Source organism: Acidovorax sp. (assembly GCF_022763525.1).
Lineage (GTDB): Bacteria > Pseudomonadota > Gammaproteobacteria > Burkholderiales > Burkholderiaceae_C > Acidovorax.
This window is the reverse complement of record NZ_JALEGG010000131.1, coordinates 1-4,140: the sequence shown is the minus strand read 5'-3', so window position 1 is coordinate 4,140 and position 4,140 is coordinate 1. Positions and strand designations below refer to the sequence as shown.

The following is a 4,140-nucleotide window of genomic DNA, read 5'->3' as shown; positions in this document are numbered from 1 at the left end:
TCTTCGAGCCTTTCTACCGCCTGCCCGGTGCCAGCGAACGCGCAGGCGGCGTGGGACTGGGGCTGGCGCTGGTGCGCTCGATTGCGGGGCGGCACAACGGGACGGTGCATTGCGAGGACCGGCCGGATGGGAAGAGCGGTGCGTGTTTTGTGTTGCGGCTGCCGTTGTCGCGGTGAAGACCGGCAACGTCGCGCCCGGGGCGTTTGGTTTCACCCGGCCGTTCGGGCGAAACCAGTGAAGGCTCAGGCCGAACGGACGGGGTCGCGCCACCGCCATGCCATGGCCCCATATAAGCCGGCCCCCACCACCAGCACACACCCGGCCACTCCCAGCGCCCATTCAAACCCCTGCGCCTGAGACCCTGCCCGCGCCAGCAGGGCCGCCGCCATCGGTGGTCCCGCGATCTGCCCGATGCCGTACAGCGCCGTGAGCAGCCCCGTGAACCCCGCCGCCGCCTGCGGCCACTGGTGGCGCGCCTCCTGCAGGGCGAAGAACGTGATGGCCGTGAACGGCAGCCCCAGCAGCAGGCTGCCCAGCGCAAAGCCCGCGCGCCCCGGCCACAGCAGCGGCAGGGCGATGGCCGCCGCCTGCAAGGCGTAGGCCCAGGCCAGCAGCACCCGGCGATCGCGCGTGGGCGCGATGCGGGTGGACAGCAGCGCACCCAGCGCCACGCCCGCGCCGAAGATGGGCCAGAACAGGTCGGGCCACACCGAGCCGGCCGGCAAAGCGGCCCGCGCGATCACGGGCAGGAAGGTGGCAGTGACGATGTAGCCCAGGCCCGCCAGGCCATAGGCGAAAGCCAGCAGGGTCCGTTCGGCCGCCGGGTGGGGCGCGGGCCGCTGGAGCGCAGGCGCCGCCGCGGGTCCGGTGGCACCTGCGGCCGGGGCTTCCGCGCCCTGCACTACCGGCCACACCAGTGCGCACAGCAGGGCCGCCAGCAGCGCAAACACGGCCCAGCCGGCGGCGGCGCTCCAGCCCGCAGCCACCATGGCCCCCGTGGGCAGGCCGGTGGCGACGATGCCCAGGCCCGGCCCGCAGAAGATGAGCCCACCCAGCGCCGGCCGCCCGAGGTGAGCGAGCCGCCCCATGCACCAGTTGGCCGTGCCCAGGAACACCATGGCGCTGGCCACGCCGGCCAGCAGGCGCATCAGCGGCCACACCGTGGGCCAAGGCAGGGCGAGCGCTGCCGTGAGGAGCACCGTGGCCACCAGGCCGCCGCGGACCAGGGCGGCGTTGCCCGGCACACCACCCGCGCGCCGCCCCAGCCAAGGCAGGGCCATGTAGAGCAGCGCCCCCGCCAGATAGCCCGCATAGTTGGCCGTGGCCAGCCAGCTGCCGGTGGCAATGTCCACCACGCCGTCGTGCAGCATCATGGGCAGCAGGGGGGTGAAGGCAAACCGGCCAATGCCCATGGCCGCCGCCAGCGCGGCCATGCCGGCCAGTGCGACCTGGAGTGCGGCCGCCCCGGCATCGCCGTGGCGGCCTGCGGAAGTGGATGGAATGAGTGGGGTCACGATAGGGAGTTGCCCGGCATTGGATAGCGGCTTATGATCTTAACAAGAGATTTAATTTTTCGTATCAATCATTTTTTGAGATGGATAAGCCATCCCTTTTGCTGGACCTCTCCGCGCTCGAGATCTTCCGCACCGTGGCCGCGGAAGGCAGCGTGACGCGCGCGGCCGAGCGCCTGCAGCGCGTGCAGTCCAACGTGACCACGCGGGTGCGCCAGTTGGAGACCGACCTGGGTACTCCCCTGTTCCTGCGCGAGGGCAAGCGCATGGCGTTGACGCCCGAAGGCGAGGTGTTGCGCGGTTATGCAGACCGGCTGTTGGCCCTGGCCGAGGAGGCGCGGCAGGCCGTGCGGCCCGGTGCGCCCACCGGGCGCCTGCGCCTGGGGTCGATGGAGAGCACGGCCGCCAGCCGCCTGCCCGAGCCGCTGGCGCAACTGCACCACCGGTGGCCCCAGGTGGCATTGGAGCTGACCACGGCGCCCACCCGCGTGCTGGTGGAGCGGTTGCGCGCCCACACGCTGGACGCGGTACTGGTAGCCTGGCCGCCAGGACAGCCGCCCGACCCGACGCTGGAAACCCGGCACGTCTTCACCGAAGAGCTGGTGCTGGTGCTGCCCCCGGGGCATCCGCCCGTCACGAGCCCGCAGGACGTGCAGCCCGGCACGCTGGCGGTGTTTGAACCCGGCTGCACCTACCGGGGCATTGCGCAGGCGTGGTTTGCGCCACTGCCGCAGCCCCTGCAACTGCTGGAGCTGGGTTCTTACCACGCCATCCTGGCCAGCGTGGCCGGTGGCGGCAGCGTGGGCATCGTGCCGCGCTCGGTGCTCCAGCTCTCCCCCCACGCCGCGCTGCTGGTGCAGCAGCCGCTCACCACCATCGAGACGCTGCTCACCTGGCGCCAGGGCTACCGCTCGGCGGCGCTGGATGCGCTGCTGCAAGTCCTTCTTGCCGGTTGACCTGACCGCCCTCCCGCCGCTTTGCCACTTTTCATGAACGGAACGCCCCCATGACCGACCGCCGCCTGCGCACCGCCCTTTCCCTTCGCCTGCCCATCGTGCAAGGCCCCATGACGGGTGCCGACACCCCGGCCCTGGCGGCCGCCGTCTCTGCGGCAGGCGGCCTGGGGATTCTGGGCTGCGGCATGCGCTCGCCCACGGCCATGGCCGAGGCCGCAGCCGAGGTACGCCGCCGCACCGACCGGCCGTTTGGCCTGAACCTGTTCGTGCAGGACACCCCCACCCCCGACGCCGCCACGGTAGATCAGGCGTTGGCCCGGCTGGCGCCGCTGTATGCCGAATTCGGCCTGCAGGCCGCTGCGCCCGCGCGCTGGTGCGAAGATTTCCGCGCCCAGTTCGAAGCCCTGATCGAGGCCCGGCCCGCCGTGGCAAGCTTCACGTTCGGCATCCTCAGCGCAACGCAGGTCGAGCGGCTGCACAGCGCAGGCTGTTACGTCATCGGCACCGCCACCACGGTGGCGGAAGCCGTCGCGTGGGCCGATGTGGGCGCAGACGCGGTGGTCGCTTCGGGCATGGAAGCCGGCGGCCACCGGGGCACCTTTCTGGCCACAGGCCGCCCCCAGGCGGAAGGGCTGGCGCCCGCGGACTCCGCCGTGCGCGCCGGCGTCCCATCGCAGGCCGACTTTGCTGCCGCCATGGTGGGCACGCTCGCGCTGGTTCCGCAGTGCGTCGACGCGCTGGCCCCCCGCGGCATGCCCGTGATCGCGGCGGGCGGCATCATGGACGGGCGCGGCATCGCTGCCGCACAGGCGCTGGGCGCCGAGGCAGCGCAGATGGGCACCGCCTTCCTGGCCTGCGACGAGTCGGGCATCGGCCGCGCCTACCGCGATGCCATGGGCAGCGCCACCGCCACCGACACGCGCACTACCCGCGTCTTCTCGGGCCGGCCCGCACGCGGCATCGTCAACCCCATGCTCCAGAAGCTGCACGCCCACGAGACCGAGGTGCCCGCCTACCCGGTGCAGAACGCCCTCACCGGCGCCCTGCGCCGCGCCGCGGCCGAGGCTGGCCGCGCCGATCACCTGTCCCTCTGGGCCGGCCAGGGTGTCGCCGCCGTGCGCCCCATGCCGGCCGCATCCCTGGTGGCGACGCTGGAGGCGGAATGGCGGGCCGCGCTGGCAGAGCAGGCGGCGCTGCTGGAAGCACAGTAAAGCTATTGATTTGATAGCAATCAGCGCTTGATGGATAATCGCCACAGTCCGTTTTTATTCAGATGCGCGGTTCGCAGGCCCGCGAGGTGCATGGCAAGTGCCCTGGCTTTGACAAGCTCAGTCCGAACGGGGGAGATGCGGGTTGCGGAAAGCCGGGGTGGAGACGGGGCGGGCGTCCCGCCTGGCGCCGCGCACAGCCTTCAACACCGGCGCGGCCCAGACCAGGGCCACCGTGGAACTGGCTTTGCCAGGCCACCGGTCGCGTCCCCCTTCCGCAGGAGAGGGGGAAGGCGCGCAGCGCCTCAGGGGGGAGCCGTCACTGCTTCCAGGGCAGTTCCCGCGCCGGCCCCTGGATGACGGGCGGCCGGGCGTTGATCTGCTCGCCCGCCAGCACGCGTTCGTACATGCGCAGGTAGTTGCGCGCCATGCGCTCGGCGCCAAAGTGCTCCACCACGTGCTGGT

General features: G+C 71.8%; 4 protein-coding genes. 3 read left to right on the top strand and 1 reads right to left on the bottom strand.

Annotated features, from left to right (window positions below; translation table 11 throughout):
• Positions 1-176 (top strand): ATP-binding protein (locus tag MRY84_RS10215; RefSeq protein WP_291505622.1); only part of this gene is annotated, 176 nt, incomplete at its 5' end.
• Between the two features lie 66 nt (positions 177-242).
• On the opposite strand, the gene MRY84_RS10210 is transcribed toward MRY84_RS10215, so the two are convergent.
• Positions 243-1,433 carry a YbfB/YjiJ family MFS transporter gene (locus MRY84_RS10210; RefSeq protein WP_291505621.1) on the bottom strand — a complete coding sequence of 397 codons (1,191 nt, stop codon included), beginning with the start codon at positions 1,431-1,433 and terminating at the stop codon, positions 243-245.
• 161 nt (positions 1,434-1,594) lie between these two features.
• Between MRY84_RS10210 and MRY84_RS10205 the strand changes: the two genes are divergently transcribed.
• Positions 1,595-2,467 carry a LysR substrate-binding domain-containing protein gene (locus MRY84_RS10205; RefSeq protein WP_291505620.1) on the top strand — a complete coding sequence of 291 codons (873 nt, stop codon included), beginning with the start codon at positions 1,595-1,597 and terminating at the stop codon, positions 2,465-2,467.
• Positions 2,468-2,517: 50 nt separating this feature from the next.
• Positions 2,518-3,678, top strand: coding sequence for a nitronate monooxygenase (locus MRY84_RS10200; protein ID WP_291505619.1), 1,161 nt, complete (start codon positions 2,518-2,520; stop codon positions 3,676-3,678).
• Positions 3,679-4,140 lie beyond the last annotated feature (462 nt).